The organism is Hoeflea sp. (assembly GCF_984452065.1).
This window is the reverse complement of the sequence record NZ_CFHWAF010000100.1, coordinates 1-17110: the sequence shown is the minus strand read 5'-3', so window position 1 is coordinate 17110 and position 17110 is coordinate 1. Positions and strand designations below refer to the sequence as shown.

Genomic DNA, 17110 nt, shown 5'->3' with positions numbered 1-17110 from the left:
CGGCCATCATGAACCGCCAATGTCGAAGGGTGCAGGAGCCGTCCACCCCATCATTTTTATCGCGCATGGCCCGCCACCGCCGTCTGCAAGTCTTTGTACGATCTTCTACGCTACAGCTTGTCTCTGCCGTACCACTGTTTGGTGCGGGGCAATTGGTGAGCGAATTACTAGATTGGATCGCGCCGCTTCCGCCTTTCCTCAAGCTCATAGAGCGGTATTGAGCCAACAAGTTGGCGAGGGTTTTGAAGCTGCTTCTTTCGTTCTTCGACGCCGATCGCAAAGGACACGTAGAACAGAGCGGATCGTGCCATCTGCATTACACGGATCGCCTTGGCTTCCAACTCGTCGCTGCCGATCGCGATGCCAAACCCGTTGCTGTTAACTCCTGTGATCGTAAACGGTTTGGCCCAACCCTCGCTCACATGAAGATAGGTGTGCTCGAGTGCATTGCGGATAGTATGCAGCTCGCGCGCATCGGCCGCTGTTGTCTGTTTGAGCTGGCTGTCGAACAGTTCCTTCGATAGCCAGAACAGGCCCCGTAGGGGCAAGTTATCGAGCTTTTCGAGTTGCGGTAACAAGCGGGCCTTTTTCTCGACCATCCACACATTCTTGAAGGTGATCCGGTCCGGGGTCTTACCTAGTCGCCAATAACGGTCGACAAGGAAGGCGACCTTGTCGAGAAGAGAATAAGCGATGCGAAATGCCATGCGGACACGCTCGCTGGCAAGCGAATACAGGGGATAATCGAGGGTGTCAGTGAGCGCGACGCCCCGATCTGAAAAATGAAACCGCGTGCTGCTCATCCCTTCGAACAGCGTAAAGCGCGCCGACGCGTACTCCTGCTTCATCTGATTGAAAAAGCCGATGATAGGCGGAGGTAAATATCCATCGGGTCGGTCATTGAAACTCTCGGTAAGGGGCGGAAGCATCAAATCGTCGATAGCGGCGGCCAAGTGTAGGCCAAGATTGTTCAAGGGACACAGGAAAAGCCGGTGTTCGAGGCACCACGTGCGGTAAGCACGCTCTGTCTTCGAACGACCTTCTTCGCCCTGATCGAGGTGCTGCAATGCGCGGACGGCTTCGATATCGACAGCTTCTTCCAACTCGAATGCTTGGTCAGCGAAGAACGTCATCGCCGGCCCTGCATCGACGCATTCGTATATTGCATCGTCATCCGTCGCAGAGCGGAACGCGTCATAGGCGTGCAAGGCAAGAATCGCTCGTTCGCGATCATCAACAATCATTCCGGCTAGGGTCTTGAGCCCGTACCCACGATTGCCTCGCGCCATTGCGAATTCAGGGATAATCTTCAGTGCTGCATCCCATCCAGCGATCGCATCGATGGAACGGCCGACCAAATTCAGCAGGTTCGCGTGGTTTGTAAGGATCTGGCAGCGACGGAGCTTTTCGAGACTGGCGAAGCCGGGATGGGTTCCGGCACGCGAGAGCGCTAACAATTCTTCCTGATGTTCGGGCAACTCCCAAGACCAAGATCGCCGGGTTTTCGCCATATGTGACAGTGCGGCCCAGGCATTTGCCCGAAAATATTCAACTAGTGCACTGTCTTTGTCGCTGAGCGTTCGTTTGGCGAGTTCATCGAGCAGATAAAGTGCGCGCTTTGCACCGCGCTCAAAGGAGGCATCGAAAGCGTAGTCAATCAGCTCTCCGATGTGTGTAAGCGCCTGAGCGTCGCTCACTTTTGTGATACTGCGCTCGCAGCGTTTATTTAGATCTTCGAGGTCGGGGTTCGTTTCCATTGCTTGGTAGATTTACTACGTTCGAGATAAAGATTCGCCTCGGGCCTTCGCAGCTTTTGTGGTGGCCCAGATGTTTAGGATGGTATGCTGACCCTGCAATTTTGCTTCGCAAATCGCCGTCATTAAGGTCGGATGGGGCGAAGCAGAGCTGCCTGAAGCGCCCATTTGGTCTGACTTCGGTTGGCCAAGGCAGCGCGCTCCGTTTTCTCATACTTCGGACTACTCTAGCGTAGCGCTATGGCGAAAGAGTAGTTCGCATTTTCATCGCGCACGGCCCGCCATTCGCAGCCGATTATGCGATGTTTTACTACGCGGGTTGGGTGACAGCTTTTGCGGACGAAATTGCCGTTCGCGCCACAGCAGGCAATGACGGGCAGCAACATTTCACATTTACGGAGGTAGGTTCTGCAATGGCGCTTTCAGAATTATACGCAAACACGGGCGCAACGGGTTTCACCATCAATTTCTTTATGAACGCAGGACCGCACCCCAGATCGGGGCTGCTGGCTGCGCCGTTCTTCACGACAAATGGCCCCATCAAGGCTCTGACCGACAAAGGATGTGATGTCCGGTTGATCGTCCGGTTTTCGCCGATCACAACGCCAGAGGCACTACGGCAGGCCCTTGAGAATCCCCGAGTCAAAACCCGCTATTTCACAGACGCCAAATTTCACACGAAGCTCTATATTATCGACGATATCGCGCTCGTTGGGTCCGCCAACCTCACTGATAGCGGTCTGAAAGCAAATCGGGAACTTTCTGTCCTATTGCAGCAGGATCGCGATGAGGCCTTCTACGCGCTGCCCGGCCTTTTTGACGAGTTGTGGAATGACGCAGACGTTTTGAACGAAGAAGTGCTCCGCGAATACGAAAAGGCGTTCAAATCCAAAGAGAAGCCGCAGGATGAGGACGCCTTCGAGAAGTTCATCCACAAATTCGTAAAGCCTGCCGCCCCTAAAAGCATCGTCGTTGGCAGTGAAAAGAAATCGAAAGAGCGCGCTTTCATCCAAGGGTTTCGCAGAAAATATGATGAAATTCTGGTGCCTGCGCACCATGAAATCCTCGAAGTCGCGCAACAGCACGGCTTTGGGCGGCCAGAATATGCCGGTCAGGATCCCCAGATCGAAATGGGAAGGTTCCTCGGATGGCTGCGTCTAACACAAGGCAGCGGCGATGGTTGGCGCGAGACATCGTTGCTCAGTGACTCGAAGGACCGGGCCGCGCGGATAGCCGAATATGTGCAGGTCTGGCAGTCCACAGACGATACCGTGAAAGGCGACATGTATCACGCATCGGCAGAGATCGAGAACATCGCAAACATCCGGGCTTACCTCTGTGATCCGAATGAGTTGGTCCGATTGAATTTCGACGAACTGTTCCGACACCTCACGGGCTGCCACGCCTTTCTCGAACGCTTGCGCTTTGTTTCCAAGGATATCGGGGAGAACCTGTCCGGCCTCGAACGGCTGCGCATCGACTTCCAGAAGAAAAACACGCTCGAGGCCGTAGTGCGAACCGTTCGCTATCTTCTGGCAGGCTCCGGCGATGCGATTGAGCGTGCTTATGACTGCGTATATGGCAGCTATAAGCTCAACGGCTTCGGTGAAGCGTGTGTCATGGAATTGCTAGGCTGGGGAGACGCCAAACGTCCTTCGTTCAATAATCGCTCTATTCGAGGTATCCGCTTGTTAGGGTTTGATGTGGAGCACTTGGTCGCCGGTGAGTAGCGAAAATCCATTTGGCTGATTCCTGCGCATTGCTGCCGCTCGTGCTTTGCGCAGCATTCGACAAAGTGAGCTCAAAGCAGTCGTGCGCAGTAGGCACTGGGACTGCTTACGAACTCAGTATGTGCCCGAGTAGTGAGCTTGCGTACTGCTTCGCAGAACTGATCATTACAGCGCATCAAGCAGCTACGCTATCGGAGTGCGATGGCGAAAGAATAGTTCGTGTTTTTGTCGCGCGTGACCCGCCGACTGGTAGTCGAACCTTCGGCGCTCATCTCGCATCAAGGCGTACTCACTCGCAGAGCAGCGAACCGTTTCGCAAGTGGTGGGGCACGTGAGATTCGAACTTCCGGAAGAACCAACCGACTTGGCTGGCGATATCGCTTCGGCACGCCCAGAGGACCTGTTTGCTTACGCAAGATCGCCGCGTAAGCACCACGTAAGCAGCAAGGCTCCGAAGTGCTTATTTCTAAGATATTGATTTATTGAGAGAAATGGCGCACCCGAGAGGATTCGAACCTCTGGCCTCCGCCTTCGGAGGGCGGCGCTCTATCCAGCTGAGCTACGGGTGCATACCGTTCGCGAGATGCTTACGCCATGCTTACGCGAGTTTTTCGGCCTCTTGAAGAGCGAACCCGACATTCGCCCAAGCCGTTGTTTAGTCACTTCTTTCTTCCAGCACCTTCAAACCTCGCCGGACTTGACATCCGCCTTCGGAGGGCGGCGCTCTATCCAGCTGAGCTACGGGTGCCGAGGCACTGTCGTGCGGAAACGTGGATAACCGATCCGCGCCTCAAGGGCAATTGGAAAGTGCGGCGTGGCGCGCGCAGGCGATGCGAAGCCGGACAATTGCGGCACGCCCGACGCTGGCGGTCCGTTGGAACTCGCCGACCGGTACCGGGATCTCATCCGGTTCCCGGTGGATGTTGTGGCGCATGCCACAGACTTGCGCGCGCCATCGGCTATTGCTGTCGTCACCAGGCCGCGGCGTGACACCGCATTGAATGGAGTTCATCGTGTTAAACACACCATACGCGTCGAGACCGGCAACCTATGAGGATGCCCGTCATCTTGCGAAACTGGTCAACCATGCCGGCGAGGGTCTTGCCTATTATCACTGGCAGATGCTGGCCGCGGATTTGGGGGAGGACGTCGCCCCCTGGGTGATCGGCATCCGCCGCGCAGCCGGCGAGACGTCCGGCTTCTCCTACACCAAATCGCTGGTGGCGGAAGTCGGCGGCAAGGTGGCCGGGTGCGTGTCGAGCTACAGGATCGACGCGCCAACGAGCCCGGAAGACTATGCCGGCGCGCAGCCGGTGTTCCGCCCGCTGATCGAACTGGAGGACATGGTCGTCGGCTCGCACTATGTCAACGTCTTGGCGGTCTATCCCGAACACCGCGGAAAAGGCATAGGCAGCAGGCTGCTCGAACAGGCCGAAGGCTTGAACGAAAGTGCCACGATGAGCCTGATCGTCTCGGATTCAAACCGCGATGCCATGCGGCTTTATGAGCGTCTCGGCTACCGCCGGCATGCGAGCCGGCCGAAGATCAAAGACGGCTGGGACGGTCCGGGCGAAACCTGGATCCTGATGGTCAAGTAAAAGCGGCCGCCGGAGCTGCGGCGGCCTCTCGTCTTTGCGAAGAAAGTCTATGTGCCCTTCGGCTTGTGCATGAGCGACAGGCCCTTGGCGGTGCGGTTCGGGAAGCCTTTCCAGTAAGTGTGCTCGGGCTTGAGGGTTCCGTCCTCCTCAACCGCGTAGACGCCGTCTCCGGACTTCTCCACCAGATTGAGATAGGGCTCCATCTCGCCGTCATTCTTCAGATACTGGCCGAAGAAGGCGGTGACGAAGTGCTGGGTGATATTGTTCATGCGCACATTGTCCCAGACGGCATCGGCATAGTGGTCGAAGGGGATGAAGTCGAGATGTTCGGACGGCTGCCAGGCTTCGCTCGGCGCGGGGATCGGCGCGCCGGCATTGTGGTTGGCATATTCGAAGGTCAGGAGATAGCGGTCCGTGTTGGTGCTGAGATCGAAGATTGCCTTGGTGCCGTTTTCATAGCCCGATACGTCGTCGTCGCTGCCGGAGATGAAGAACATCGGGATGCGCACGCCCGACAGGCCTTCCGCGTCCCAGAAACCGGTGTTCATGCCCCAGGGCGCGATGGCGACCGCCGCCTTGATGCGCGGATCGATCAGCGCCTCATGGCTGTCGCTGCCGGCAAGGTGGACGCCGAGCGTGCCGGCCGGCGCGCCCCACGAATATTCGGTGCTTGCCTGTGTCACGCCGCCGCCGGCGGTGATCACGGCTCCATAGCCGCCCATCGAATAGCCGACCAGGCCGGTATTGGAGGCGTCGACAAGCCCGTTGAGGAAGTTGCCGTCCTGTTTCGACATCATGTCGATCGTGTCGACCACAAAGGTCTGGTCGATCGACCGGTTGACGAGCGTCGAGCCGAAAGCGGCCCTATTGTCATAGGTGCTCTCGGTGTGATCGATGGAAACGACCACATAGCCCTTCGTTGCCAGGTTCTCTCCCAGATGACTCATCAGGAACCGGTTGCCGGGATAGCCGTGCGACACGACGATCAGCGGATAGCCGCTGTCGGCCCTGGCGGGTTCGGCATCGCGCACGGCGCGGCCCTTGAGGTCGACCTTGGTCACGCCGTCACGCAGAAGGACGCCTTCATAGGTGCCTGCGGACCCCGTGCCGGCAGCCGCCGGATACCAGACTTCCAGCGTCAGCGGCCGGTCGTAGCGCGGCAGATCCTTGCCGTCCTCGACCTTGAGAATGTCGATCTGGCCGGCATGCGTCACCTCGACGGTGCGCACGCCGATCGGGCTGTCGCCATGGGCGGTGAGTTCCGGCGCGTCCGGACGGACAAGATCCACACGGTTGTCGTCGGCGAGCGCCGCCGTGCAGAGCAGCCCGGTCAGGACTGCGGTCCCCAATGCGTGTTTCATGATGCGATCCCTGTATCTGTTTTGGTTGGCCGTCCACGGAACGGAGGTTCAACATACTACTGAGTAGGTTTGCGGCACAAGACAGGCGTTCCCGCCGGCTTGCCGCCGCCAACCGTCATGCGCCGCGCCGTGCGATAGCAGGCCGCGGCAAAGGGATTGTGACAACGGGTCAGCAAGCCGAGTGATTTGAGGGGAGCGCTATTGTCCGGCGATGCGGTAAAGCTTCACCGATCGCCTGTGGCCCTTTGAATAGTTGAAACCGGAAATCGCCTCACCGCCCTCGGCGCGGGCGCCACCGGCGCTGATCGCCGCCAGAAAGGCCGGCGCGTCCTCTTCCGGCACGGCGGCCATGGCGCATTGCGGATTGTTGATCAGATGGCGTGCGGCGCTGTCGGGCCCGGCAAGGACCGTGTCGGTGCCGGCGAGGAACACCAGGCTCGGCTCGTGATAGGTCACGGAGGCAAGCACGGAATCGGTGCAGGCTTTCTCCGCCTCGAAACGCTCGACAATCTGCCGGCTCAGCCACATTTCATCCACCCTCGGAAGGATGGCGGAGAAGCCGAGACCGTAGGCCGTCGTCGCGGCCAGTGTCGCCACCAGAACGCGTCTGACGGGCGCAAGCTCAAGCCCGAAGCCGAGACCGAACCAGCAGGCCATGAGCAGGAGCAGCACCACCGGAATGCTCCAGAAGGAGAAACTGCTGCCGATATAGATCGGAACGATCACCGCAAGCGAGGCAAACGCGATGGTTACGACGATCACGCCGAATCCGGTAAAGCCGTGCAGGATGCGCTGCCACAAAAGCGGCTTCGGCGCTTCGCTGGCGGCAAGGCCGAGGAACCATCCGCCAAGCAGCAGGATCGCCGGATAGGACGGCAGGATATAGTGTGGCAGCTTTGTGGGCACGAGTTCGAAAAACAGCCAGAGCGGCAGATACCAGGCGACGCAGAACATCATCCGCGGGTCAGTGAACATGCGCCTGAGCGCATGGGTGCCGCCGATGACGGCGATCAGGCCGAACGGCCAGATGAACAGCGAATAGGTGATGATGTAATATCCGGGCGGCGCGCCGTGCGATTCCTGACCGCTGGTGATCTTGCCCAGCATGTCGCGGCCGACGGCCTCGTACCAGAACGCCCAGCCCGACTTCCAGGTGATGAGCACCAGCCAGGGCAGTGCAATAAGCAGGGAGACCGCAACGCCGCGAAGCGGCTTCAACTCGGACAGCCAGGCGCGGCCGCGCTGGCGGTCGAATATCGTGATGAATGCGATGGTCAGTGCACTCAGCAGCGGCGCGATCGGCCCTTTGACCAGGATGGCCGCGCCCTGCGCGATCCAGAACCCCCACGCCAGCGCGCCCGGTGCCTTCTCACCCTCACGGCTGGCGACATAGATTCGGGCCAGGCAGCCCTGCGCGACGATGCACAGCAGCAGCAGCACCGAATCGGTCTTGGCCAGACGCCCTTCAAATCCGGCCCCGAACATGCCGGCGAGCATGAGGGCGGCGATGAGGCCCGCCGCATGGCCGAAGAGATGCAGACCGATCCAGTAGAGCGCCACGATGGCGAGCGACACCGCGACAACCGAGACCATGCGGTAGGCGGCGATGGGAGCATCGGCGCCCGCGCCGGTCAGGCCGACGGTCAGCGACTGGAGCCAGTAGACGCCGACCGGTTTCTTGTAACGCGGCTCGGTCTGAAACCGGATGTCCATATAGTCGCCGGTTTCGACCATCTGCTTGGTCGCCTGGATGTAGCGGGCCTCGTCACGATCGATCGGCGGAAGCTGGGTAATGCCGGGCATGAGAACGGCAAGGCCGAGCAGGAAGAGGACAACATAGGTCAGAACACCCGTGCCCTGACCGGCTGCCGCTCCCAGCCCCATAAGCCGATTGTCCTGCCTCAATTGTTTCAATGCGCTGTGCTCTCGCCCCCTGATCCCGTCATTCAATCCGTCTGTGCCATGACGGCTTTGCGTTCATTGGCAATCAGCCAGAGATTGCGAATGTAGATGATGAGCCCCATGCCCTGACCGGCGATAAACACCGGATCCTGACGCTGTATCGCATAAATGAATAGCATGCCGCCGCCAAACAGCGAAAAAAACCAGAAAGCGACGGGTACAACAGAGCGTTTGGCGCGTTCGGATGCGATCCACTGGACAACGAATCGCATCGTAAAGCAAGCCTGAGCCAGGAATCCGATCAGGATCCAGGTATCGAACTGCTGGACGAAAACCGCGTCGAACCAGTCGATCAGGGACGCAAAAAGCTCAGTCATAACGGATTTCCTCAACAACGGGCATCTTGTGACGGCGGCGTTTCAGCCACCATACGCCGAACAGGTCCAGGGCGCCGCGCAGTCCGCGATCGAGGATGCCGTAATTCGATGTGCCGAAGCGGCGCGGACGGTCAAGCACGTCGATCGCGACGACATCGTAGCCCTCTTGGATCACCAGGGCCGGCAGGAAGCGGTGCGTGCCGTTGAAAAACGGAAGACGCCGGAAGATATCCGTGTGAACGGCCTTCAGACCGCAGCCGGTATCGCGCGTCCTGTCGTTCAGGATCGATCCGCGCAGCCAGTTGGCGAAACGCGACGACAGTTGCTTGAGCTTCGTGTCCTTGCGCTTGATGCGCTGGCCGCAGGCAATGCCGATTTGCGGACCGCCTTCCAGGAGTTTGTCGACAAGCGGCCCGATATATTTCGGGTCGTTCTGGCCGTCGCCGTCGATGGTGGCGACCACCTCGCCGGCGGCGGCAAGAACGCCGCTTCGCAGCGACAGGCTCTGGCCCACGGAGGCCTCGTGCCGCAGATGGCGCATCGTAAAGGCGCGTTTGGCGGCCTCGCCCGACAAAACCTCCGCGGTGTTGTCCGTGGAGCCGTCATTGACCACGATGACCTCGATGTCCCTGCCGTTCAGATGTTGCGCGATCTCGTCCAGCAAGGGCGGAATATTCTCGGCCTCGTTCTTGCAGGGAATGACGATCGATATCATGGGTTTGCCTTGGTTTGACGATGCCCGTTCACGGGTAAGAGCCGGCCGGGATCAGGCATTTGCCGGCGACGGCGCGGCCGCGCAGAAGCTCCGCCGACATTGCGCCCTTCGTGCGCGCACGCCTTAGCAAGCAGGCGCTTGAGTGGCAAGCCATTTGTCTGCCCGACACCGCCCCGGCGCCCCGCGACATATTGCACTTTTTTCGCCTTTACGGGCGGCTGCGCCAGGTCTTAGTCTGACCAAAAAGGGAACAGGCTTTTGAGGAGGAGACGAGTATGAAGGGCTTGATGCAGGATTGGCCGCTGCTTTGCCACAAGGTCATCGATCACGCAGCGACCTATCACGGCGACCGGGAAGTTGTCTCGCGGTCGGTCGAGGGCCCGATACACCGAACCAACTACCGCAATATCCGTGAAAACGCCCGGCGGGTCGCCAGGCGCCTCGAACGGGACGGCATCGGTTTCGGCGACCGCGTCGCGACCATGGCCTGGAACACGTGGCGTCACCTGGAGGCGTGGTACGGCATTCTGGGCCTCGGCGCCGTCTACCACACGCTCAATCCAAGACTTTTTCCGGAGCAGATCGCCTGGATCATGAACGATGCCGAAGACCGGCTGCTGTTCGTCGATCTGACGTTCCTGCCGGTTGTCGAGGCCATCGCCGACAAGGTGCCCGGCCTTGAAAAGGTCATCGTGCTGACGGATGGCGCCCATATGCCGGACACCCGGATCGCCAATGCGGTCGCCTATGAAGACTGGATCGGCGAGGCGGACGCGGATTTCGCATGGCGTGAGTTCGAGGAAACAACGGCCGCCGGCATGTGTTACACCTCGGGAACAACGGGCGACCCCAAGGGTGTCGTTTATTCACACCGCTCAAACGTTCTGCATGCGCTGGCGGTCGCCCAGCCGGACATGCTCAACCTTGCATCGCGTGACCGCATGATGCCTGTCGTCCCGCTGTTCCACGCCAATGGCTGGTCGACGGCCTTTGTCTGTCCGATGGTCGGTGCGAGCATGGTGATGCCGGGCGCGGGCATGGACGGAGAATCGATCTACCAGATACTGACGGAAGAACGGGTGACGATGACCGCCGCCGTTCCGACGGTCTGGCTGATGCTGCTGCAGCATATGGACAAAATCGGCGGCAGCCTGCCCGACCTCGAGAATGTGGTGATCGGCGGCTCCGCATGTCCGCGTGCGATCACCCAGGCATTCCAGGACAAATACGGGGTCGATGTCATCCATGCCTGGGGCATGACCGAGATGAGCCCGCTCGGAACGCTGTGTTCGATCAAACCCGAATACGCCCACCTTGAAGGCGAGGATAAGCTCGACCTGCAGGCCAAGCAGGGCCATCCACCCTTTACCGTCGAAATGAAGGTCACGGACGACGACGACACTCCCCTGGCCTGGGACGGCAAGACGTTCGGCCGGCTCAAGGTGCGCGGGCCGGCGGTTTCGGCCTCCTACTACAAGGGACGCGGCGCGGAGCAGTTCGATGAGGAGAACTGGTTCGACACCGGCGACGTCGCCCATATCGATCCCTGCGGCTATATGGAGATCACCGACCGGGCCAAGGATGTGATCAAATCGGGCGGCGAGTGGATATCGTCCATCGAACTGGAAAACCTTGCCGTCAGCCATGAAGATGTCGCCGAGGCCGCGGTCATCGGTATTGCCCATCCCAAATGGGACGAGCGCCCGCTGCTGGTGATCGTGGCGAAGGAAGGATGCTCGCCCGGCAGGAACGACATTCTCGATTTCATGAAAGGGAAGGTCGCCAAATGGTGGCTGCCGGACGATGTTGCGTTTGTTGACGAGATTCCGCACACCGCGACCGGCAAGATCCAGAAGACGGTGTTGCGCGAACAGTTCCGGGATTACAGCTTTCCGGACGCCTAAAGGCCTTTCGGCCGCAATCACATGCGATGCCTCAACCCGCGCCGGGCGTCCTGACACCGGCGCGGGCCTGTCGTCACCCGCCCCACAGGGCTCTGGTTATCATATAACCCGCCGCGGCCGACACCGATGTCAGGACAATGCCCCAGCTGATGTCCACGACAAGCACGGCCAGCGGCCAGTTCCGCAATGTGGCGTAATTGGTGACGTCATAGGTTCCGTAAGCGACACCGCCGAGCAGCGCCCCGAGCAGCAAGGCAGTCATGACGGATTGTTCCTTCATGGCCGGCAAAATCGCGAAGATAACGACGCCGGCAACGTAAAAAATATAGAAGACCGCCGCGACGCCGAGACGGGGCTGGTCGAGCATGTGCGCACCCAGCTGCGTGCGGTAGAACCCGCCGGCAATGCGCGCCAGCCACACATAATCCACGACGAGAAAAAACACCGCCGTGACCAGATAGGCTTTCAGGAAAATGGGCATTGTTATCCAATTGCTTAAGTTTAGACTTATTCTACGCCCGCCTGCACTGTTCGGATCACATTTTCGGGAGCCGCGATTTCCGCTCAGCGGTGTGATCCGGCAACCCGGCGCTGTCGTAAGAAAACAGGACGGGGTGCGTTAACGGCAGGAGGCTTTATTGCGTAAACTGAACATTGCGGTCATCGGCGGCGGAATCTCGGGACTTTCCGCAGCCTGGCTACTGAGCAAAGGCCATAATGTCACGCTGTTCGAGCGCGCCGGCACGCTGGGCGGGCATGCCCGAACGGTCGATGTCGATACGGTCGAGGGACCGGTGCCGGTCGATACCGGCTTTATCGTCTTCAACAACGCCAACTACCCCAATTTGTGCGCGCTCTTCCGGCACCTGGACGTCGCCTGCGCCACGACGGTCATGAGTTTTTCGCTGACGCATGATTTCGGCCGCTACGAATATGCCGGATCGGGCGCGGGATATTTCGGCCAGCGCCGCAATATCGCCAGCGTGCAGCACTGGATGATGCTGAAGGAGATCAACCGCTTCTTCCGCAACGCCAAACGCCGCATCGGCCTTTATCATGCCGATACGTCGCTCGGCGCTTTCCTTGAGAGCGAGCACTATTCCCGCGACTTCATCGAGGATCACATCGTACCGATGGGCGCGGCGATCTGGTCCACCTCCATGGACCGGATGCTGGATTTTCCGGCCCGCGCCTTTATCGATTTCTACGCCAATCACGGGCTGCTGCAATTCAAGAACCGGCCGGAGTGGAATACCGTGGTCGGCGGCAGCAGAACCTATGTCGACAAAATGGCAGCCGACGCGTCGTTCAATGCGGTGCTCGGCGCGGAGATAGCGGCGATCTCGCGGCGTCCGGACCGTGTGCTCATCACAATGAAGGACGGCGTGACCCAGCTCTTCGACCATGTGGTGATGGCGACCCACGCCGATCAGGCCCTGAGGCTGCTGGCGGATGCGGACGGTGCGGAAAACGCCCTTCTGGGCGCTTTTCCCTATCAGGAGAACACGGCCGTCCTGCATCGCGACGAACAATGGATGCCGAAACGAAGCCGCCTGTGGTCGAGCTGGAACTACATCAAGGCGGGGCGCAACGCGGGAGACGAGCTGTGCGTCAGCTACTGGATGAACCGCCTGCAATCCCTGCCGACGCGCGAGAACCTGTTCGTCACCCTCAATCCGATCCGGGACATCCGTCAGGACGCGATTATCGAGGAGATGACCTACGATCATCCGGTCTTTACCGCCGAGGCCTTCCGCGCCCAGGAAAACATGCCGACGCTGCAGGGTTACCGCCGCACCTGGTATTGCGGCAGCTATCTGGGATACGGTTTCCACGAGGACGGGATCGCAAGCGGGCTGGCGGTCGCCGAGAAGCTGGGCGGTCTTGCCCGGCCGTGGGCGAACGATCCGGATTACGACCTGCGGCGGACCGGATTTGAAGAATATCTGCAGGTTGCCGAGTAATGCCCGAAACGGAAGCCATTTATGCCGGAACGGTGATGCATCGGCGCATGCGTCCGAAGGCTCACGCGTTCCGCTATTCGGTGTTCTCCCTGCTGATTGATATCGAACGGCTGGAGCACGCCGGCAAACGGCTGCGGCTGTTTTCGCACAACCGGTTCAACATTTTTTCCGTTCACGACCGCGACCATGGCGACGGCAAGGTATTGAAGCGGCATCTGCGGGACGTTGCCCGCCAGGCCCTCGGATCGGATGCGGCAACGCGCTTCCTGATGCTGTGCTACCCCCGCGTCCTCGGTTACATGTTCAATCCGCTGACGGTCTATTACGGGCTCGACGCACAAGGCCGGACAATCGTGATGATCTACGAGGTCAGCAATACGTTCGGCGAACGCCACACCTATGCCATACCCGTGGACGACACGGACGAGGACATTGTGCGGCAGAGTTGTGAAAAAGTCCTGCATGTCTCGCCGTTCAACGAGGTGCGCGGGCGCTATGCGTTCAAGACGCGCCGGCCTGACAAAAAGGCGACTGTCGCGATCCTTTACAGTGATGAGGACGGGCCGTTGCTCACAGCCCAATTCTCCGGCCGGCGCCGGCCTTTGTCCGACCGGACGCTTGCCGGGCTTTTCCTGCGCCACGGCGCCATGACGCTCAAGGTGTGGATCGGCATTCACTATGAGGCGGCAAGGCTCTGGTCAAAACGGCTGCACTTCTTCAAAAAGCCGCTTCCGCCGGAGGAGCCGGTGACCGTTCCGCGCCGGCACAGCCAGCGGCGGCTTGCAGCATAGGCGGTGATTATCTGTCCCGGCGACGGCCCATCATCCGCCGGATCAGCGCGTAATAGAGACCGTAGGGCAGGAAATTGGTGAACCTGACGGCACTGGTGAACAGCCGCGGGAAGAAGATCGCGTTCTTGCGCCGCAGGATGCCGGACAAAAGCCTGTCCGCTGCCGCATCGACATCCATCAGGCCCGGCATATGGAACCGGTTGACCTTCGACATCGGCGTATCGACGAAACCGGGCTGGACCAGCGTCACCTGAATTCCGAATTCGGCGAGTTCGACGGCAAGCGCCTCGGAAAAGTTCGTCAGCGCGGCCTTGGTCGGCCCGTAGGCGACCGACGTCGGCAATCCGCGGTAGCCGGCAACCGAAGAGACGATGACGATGTGGCCCCTGCCGCGCGCCTTCATGCCGGCCAGCAGCGCCTCGACCGCGTAGACGGCTCCGAAATAGTTGATCTGCATCGCCGCGCGCATCCGGTCCGTATCCAGATCGACAGCCCTCATGGGAAACCAGATGCCGGCGCACAACACCGCCGTGTCGACCCCGCCAAGACGCTTTTCGATCGCTTCGACCGTTTCGGCGACGGCGCCGCGATCCGATACGTCCAACGGAAAGGCCGCGAAACCGGTGTGCTCGCTTTCCATGTGCTGAAGCTTTTCAGCGGAGCGGGCGGAGATAGCGATGTTATCCGACAATGGCAGGCATTTTTCCGCCAGGCTTTTGCCGATGCCCGAGCTCGCGCCGACAATCCAGACATTGCCCAGACGTTTTTGCCCCGCGCTCATGATGCGGTCAGATACCCACCAGGGGCTGCATCAAGCGGCTGACAATACCCTTGAACCGGGTCGGCTCCTCGGTCGCGACCAGGCAGATGCAGGGTTCGTCCGAATCGACCACCGGCTGGTGTTCCACATGCTCGTCGAGATCGGCGATATCGCCCTTGCAGAACCGGCCCATGGCGTCGCTGTAGGCTCCGCGAAGGATGAGCGTCATTTCCGTACCGCCATGGCCGTGTTCGGGCATTTTCCGGCCCGGGCCGATCTTCAGCAGGAACAGGGAGGCATTCGTGTCCGCCATCTCGATACGATGCCTCTGAACGCCGGGCACGACACGCCGCCACGGCAGATCGTTCAAGGAGCCGCCGAGCAGGTTCTGAAGCGGAAGCGGAACATCGCCATCCGAATTCGCAGCCGTTGGTTCCGGCGCGGGCGGAGCGGCCTGGGTTTCCCCGTCCGCATCGATCATCCTGGAAAGACGTTCGAAAGATCCGTTCGAAAGCGCCGCCACAGGCGCTTGGTCGAGATAGTCTCCACCAACGGCTTCAGCCAGGCGCACGGCATGACGGCATTCGTCGCACATGGCGAGATGCGATGCCACAACAACGGCAAATGCCGGGTCGAGATCCCCGGTCGCGTAGCGCATCAGCGATGCATCATCCAGGTGATGATGTATGCTCATCTCAGTTCCTCAAGGTTGTCTTTCAGTTTCTTGTAGGCAAGCCGGGTGCGGGATTTCACCGTGCCGATCGGCAGCCCAAGCTTTTCCGCGATCTCGCTTTGAGGCATGAACTTTATAAATGCCATTTCGATAACCGTCTTTTGTTCCTCGGGGAGTTGATCGATGGCAGCACGGACCATTTCACCATGCTGTCCGGAGATCATCTCCGCTTCCGCGCTCGGCGCGTCGCATGCGATCGACACCGTTTCGACATCTATATAGGGCTGAACCGGTTGGCGCCTCAGCCTGTCTATGCGCGCATTGCGCGCGATCGTGAATATCCACGTCGAAACTGTGCCGCGCTCTGGCGCATAGAGCGCGGCCTTGCGCCAAACCGTCAACATGACTTCCTGCATCAGGTCTTCCGCAAGATCTTCGCTGGCACCGGAGCCGAGCATCATACCCTTGATACGAGGGCCGAACCGTATGAACAGGGTTTCAAATGCCGATTTGTCTCGATGGACTGCCACATCGGTAATGAGCACTTCGTGTAGTGCCTGATCCGCCTTAGGTCCCGGATCTTCCGTGGGTTTTTCCATCTGCAAGACTTTCAGCATGGCCCGGCCTTCGCTTTAAACCGGACTATTTACGATGGCGATACGCGATCGGATCACGATCAGCAAAAATTTTCCAGAAAATTTGTTGCGCACGGCAAAATTCAAAATTTTTGTGATCCGGAACCGGCACCGGGCCGTAGATTGGGCCAGCTAGCAAACCGGATTTTCCGGCAGTCGACTGTCTGTCTACCTGCAGAGGAGATGAACATGCAGAAAACGATAATCGCGGCTTGTGTCGCAATGGGACTTTTTGCCGCCGCACCAGCCGGCGCGGGCAATATCGTGGAAACGGCGCAAAGCGCCGGCAGCTTCAACACGCTGCTCGCCGCCGCCAAGGCTGCCGGTCTTGCAGACGCGCTTGCAACCGGCGAAAACCTGACGGTGTTCGCACCGACGGACGAAGCGTTCGCGGCGCTCCCGGACGGCACGGTCGAAACGCTGCTCAAGCCGGAGAACAAGGACCAGCTCGTCGCCATTCTCAGCTATCACGTGCTGCCGCGCAAGCTGATGTCTACGGATCTGCCCGGACGCCGCATTCACGTCAAGACGCTGAAGACGGAGGGCGACAAAACCCTTGCTGTCGAAAAATCATCGTCAGGCGTCACCGTCGACAACGCCAATGTGGTGTCCGCGGACATTGTGACGGACAACGGCGTGATCCACGTGATCGACAAGGTCGTCCTGCCGTCCAGCTAGCCCGAATCTCTCAAAATAAAGGGTGCATCGGCCCCAGGAATCTGGGAAACTTGTTTCGCAACAAACAGTTACCAGGTTCAAGAACGGGGTCCGATGCACACACACTGTATCTGTGAACAATTCGAATTTGAAGGCTTCGACGGGCGTAAAGTGATCGCCGCTTTCGACGGCGGAGCGATCACCTGTGACACCGGGGCGTTGTTGCTGCGCGAGACCGACAAAGCCATCGGGCTGTTCGACAGGCTTGCGGATTGCTTTATCGACCGGC

Annotated in this window: 15 protein-coding genes and 2 tRNA genes; 6 read left to right on the top strand and 11 right to left on the bottom strand. The window is 59.6% G+C overall.

The annotated features are described in order from the left end of the window. Window positions 1-167: 167 nt before the first annotated feature. Window positions 168-1757 (bottom strand): LA2681 family HEPN domain-containing protein, encoded by a 1590-nt coding sequence (locus AC5E6N_RS17325; protein WP_491748987.1) that lies wholly within the window; start codon window positions 1755-1757, stop codon window positions 168-170. 299 nt (window positions 1758-2056) lie between these two features. Here AC5E6N_RS17325 and AC5E6N_RS17320 point away from each other — a divergent pair, with 299 nt between their 5' ends. Then, window positions 2057-3484, top strand: coding sequence for a phospholipase D-like domain-containing protein (locus AC5E6N_RS17320; protein ID WP_491748986.1), 1428 nt, complete (start codon window positions 2057-2059; stop codon window positions 3482-3484). A 492-nt stretch (window positions 3485-3976) separates the two neighbouring features. Here AC5E6N_RS17320 and AC5E6N_RS17315 read toward each other — a convergent pair. Both AC5E6N_RS17315 and AC5E6N_RS17310 read right to left on the bottom strand, forming a co-directional pair. Continuing rightward, window positions 3977-4053 (bottom strand) — tRNA-Arg (locus AC5E6N_RS17315). Between the two features lie 58 nt (window positions 4054-4111). Next, window positions 4112-4233: transfer RNA gene (locus AC5E6N_RS17310), tRNA-Arg, on the bottom strand. Window positions 4234-4497: 264 nt separating this feature from the next. On the opposite strand from AC5E6N_RS17310, the gene AC5E6N_RS17305 reads away from it, so the two are divergent. Next, window positions 4498-5082, top strand: a complete 585-nt coding sequence (locus AC5E6N_RS17305) for a GNAT family N-acetyltransferase (RefSeq protein ID WP_491748985.1) — start codon at window positions 4498-4500, stop codon at window positions 5080-5082. Window positions 5083-5129: 47 nt separating this feature from the next. Here AC5E6N_RS17305 and AC5E6N_RS17300 read toward each other — a convergent pair whose 3' ends face one another. The 4 genes from AC5E6N_RS17300 to AC5E6N_RS17285 form a co-directional block, all read right to left on the bottom strand. Next, a complete protein-coding gene (locus AC5E6N_RS17300) occupies window positions 5130-6443 on the bottom strand; it encodes an alpha/beta hydrolase family protein (RefSeq protein WP_491748984.1) in 1314 nt (437 codons plus the stop codon). A gap of 198 nt (window positions 6444-6641) precedes the next feature. Next, the gene (locus AC5E6N_RS17295; RefSeq protein ID WP_491748983.1) at window positions 6642-8357 is read right to left on the bottom strand and encodes an ArnT family glycosyltransferase; all 1716 of its coding nucleotides are present in this window, start codon (window positions 8355-8357) and stop codon (window positions 6642-6644) included. A gap of 32 nt (window positions 8358-8389) precedes the next feature. Further along, entirely contained in the window at window positions 8390-8722 is a 333-nt protein-coding gene (locus AC5E6N_RS17290; protein ID WP_491748982.1) for a lipid-A-disaccharide synthase N-terminal domain-containing protein, read from the bottom strand. After that, window positions 8715-9437 carry a glycosyltransferase family 2 protein gene (locus AC5E6N_RS17285; protein ID WP_491748981.1) on the bottom strand — a complete coding sequence of 241 codons (723 nt, stop codon included), beginning with the start codon at window positions 9435-9437 and terminating at the stop codon, window positions 8715-8717. The genes AC5E6N_RS17290 and AC5E6N_RS17285 overlap by 8 nt, the downstream gene beginning before the upstream one ends. A 275-nt stretch (window positions 9438-9712) precedes the next feature. Between AC5E6N_RS17285 and AC5E6N_RS17280 the strand changes: the two genes are divergently transcribed. Then, window positions 9713-11341: a long-chain-fatty-acid--CoA ligase gene (locus tag AC5E6N_RS17280; protein WP_491748980.1), complete on the top strand. Its 1629-nt coding sequence runs from the start codon at window positions 9713-9715 to the stop codon at window positions 11339-11341. Window positions 11342-11414: 73 nt separating this feature from the next. Here the strand turns inward: AC5E6N_RS17280 and AC5E6N_RS17275 are convergent, their stop codons facing one another. Further along, window positions 11415-11822, bottom strand: coding sequence for a DUF2177 family protein (locus AC5E6N_RS17275; RefSeq protein WP_491748979.1), 408 nt, complete (start codon window positions 11820-11822; stop codon window positions 11415-11417). Window positions 11823-11979: 157 nt separating this feature from the next. Here AC5E6N_RS17275 and AC5E6N_RS17270 point away from each other — a divergent pair, with 157 nt between their 5' ends. Both AC5E6N_RS17270 and AC5E6N_RS17265 read left to right on the top strand, forming a co-directional pair. After that, entirely contained in the window at window positions 11980-13305 is a 1326-nt protein-coding gene (locus tag AC5E6N_RS17270; protein WP_491748978.1) for an NAD(P)/FAD-dependent oxidoreductase, read from the top strand. Next, window positions 13305-14096 (top strand): DUF1365 domain-containing protein, encoded by a 792-nt coding sequence (locus AC5E6N_RS17265; RefSeq protein ID WP_491748977.1) that lies wholly within the window; start codon window positions 13305-13307, stop codon window positions 14094-14096. The genes AC5E6N_RS17270 and AC5E6N_RS17265 overlap by 1 nt, the downstream gene beginning before the upstream one ends. A 7-nt stretch (window positions 14097-14103) precedes the next feature. Here AC5E6N_RS17265 and AC5E6N_RS17260 read toward each other — a convergent pair whose 3' ends face one another. Genes AC5E6N_RS17260 through AC5E6N_RS17250 form a run of 3 tightly spaced genes read right to left on the bottom strand, consistent with a single transcriptional unit; the run spans window position 14104 to window position 16146 of the window. Beyond that, entirely contained in the window at window positions 14104-14877 is a 774-nt protein-coding gene (locus tag AC5E6N_RS17260; protein ID WP_491748976.1) for an SDR family NAD(P)-dependent oxidoreductase, read from the bottom strand. A gap of 7 nt (window positions 14878-14884) precedes the next feature. Then, window positions 14885-15550, bottom strand: coding sequence for a ChrR family anti-sigma-E factor (locus AC5E6N_RS17255; protein ID WP_491748975.1), 666 nt, complete (start codon window positions 15548-15550; stop codon window positions 14885-14887). Further along, window positions 15547-16146 (bottom strand): sigma-70 family RNA polymerase sigma factor, encoded by a 600-nt coding sequence (locus AC5E6N_RS17250; RefSeq protein WP_491748974.1) that lies wholly within the window; start codon window positions 16144-16146, stop codon window positions 15547-15549. The genes AC5E6N_RS17255 and AC5E6N_RS17250 overlap by 4 nt, the downstream gene beginning before the upstream one ends. 207 nt (window positions 16147-16353) lie before the next feature. On the opposite strand from AC5E6N_RS17250, the gene AC5E6N_RS17245 reads away from it, so the two are divergent. Then, the gene (locus AC5E6N_RS17245) at window positions 16354-16842 is read left to right on the top strand and encodes a fasciclin domain-containing protein (RefSeq protein WP_491691077.1); all 489 of its coding nucleotides are present in this window, start codon (window positions 16354-16356) and stop codon (window positions 16840-16842) included. Window positions 16843-17110 lie beyond the last annotated feature (268 nt).

Excerpts from the sequence above, each read along its gene's own strand:
- AC5E6N_RS17325 (WP_491748987.1), bottom strand. The coding sequence starts at position 1,757 with ATGGAAACGAACCCCGACCTCGAAGATCTAAATAAACGCTGCGAGCGC.
- AC5E6N_RS17320 (WP_491748986.1), top strand. The coding sequence starts at position 2,057 with ATGTTTTACTACGCGGGTTGGGTGACAGCTTTTGCGGACGAAATTGCC.
- AC5E6N_RS17300 (WP_491748984.1), bottom strand. The coding sequence starts at position 6,443 with ATGAAACACGCATTGGGGACCGCAGTCCTGACCGGGCTGCTCTGCACG.
- AC5E6N_RS17290 (WP_491748982.1), bottom strand. The coding sequence starts at position 8,722 with ATGACTGAGCTTTTTGCGTCCCTGATCGACTGGTTCGACGCGGTTTTC.
- AC5E6N_RS17285 (WP_491748981.1), bottom strand. The coding sequence starts at position 9,437 with ATGATATCGATCGTCATTCCCTGCAAGAACGAGGCCGAGAATATTCCG.
- AC5E6N_RS17280 (WP_491748980.1), top strand. The coding sequence starts at position 9,713 with ATGAAGGGCTTGATGCAGGATTGGCCGCTGCTTTGCCACAAGGTCATC.
- AC5E6N_RS17275 (WP_491748979.1), bottom strand. The coding sequence starts at position 11,822 with ATGCCCATTTTCCTGAAAGCCTATCTGGTCACGGCGGTGTTTTTTCTC.
- AC5E6N_RS17265 (WP_491748977.1), top strand. The coding sequence starts at position 13,305 with ATGCCCGAAACGGAAGCCATTTATGCCGGAACGGTGATGCATCGGCGC.
- AC5E6N_RS17260 (WP_491748976.1), bottom strand. The coding sequence starts at position 14,877 with ATGAGCGCGGGGCAAAAACGTCTGGGCAATGTCTGGATTGTCGGCGCG.
- AC5E6N_RS17255 (WP_491748975.1), bottom strand. The coding sequence starts at position 15,550 with ATGAGCATACATCATCACCTGGATGATGCATCGCTGATGCGCTACGCG.
- AC5E6N_RS17250 (WP_491748974.1), bottom strand. The coding sequence starts at position 16,146 with ATGCTGAAAGTCTTGCAGATGGAAAAACCCACGGAAGATCCGGGACCT.
- AC5E6N_RS17245 (WP_491691077.1), top strand. The coding sequence starts at position 16,354 with ATGCAGAAAACGATAATCGCGGCTTGTGTCGCAATGGGACTTTTTGCC.